Raw genomic sequence first — 255 nt, forward strand, 5'->3', positions numbered from 1 at the left:
GCTGAAGGCCATTTTATACAAAGGGGAATGATAAAAAAACTGCTGAGCCAAAGGGACTGACTCCCGTTTTTGTGACAGGGATCAAAACACCTTTTAAACAGCTAATTGCCGATAATGTATCGGTGATTGGTTGTTTAGTTTCGTTTGAATACGAATATTGTTATAATAATGAATGTATTCTATGACAGTGCGTTCTCCTATGGCGGTCGTGGTTCGATCAATGCTGTTAAGATAGAACGTTTCAGACTTTAGTGG

At 38.8% G+C, this 255-nt stretch carries 1 protein-coding gene; it reads right to left on the bottom strand.

Annotation, left to right across the window (positions count from 1 at the left end):
* Nucleotides 1-93: 93 nt before the first annotated feature.
* Nucleotides 94-255, bottom strand: a 162-nt coding sequence (locus RG959_RS24545) for an IS3 family transposase (RefSeq protein ID WP_342799340.1), incomplete at its 5' end; no start/stop codon positions are given.

Source organism: Domibacillus sp. 8LH, from assembly GCF_038806185.1.
Taxonomy (GTDB): Bacteria; Bacillota; Bacilli; order Bacillales; family Domibacillaceae; genus Domibacillus; species Domibacillus indicus_A.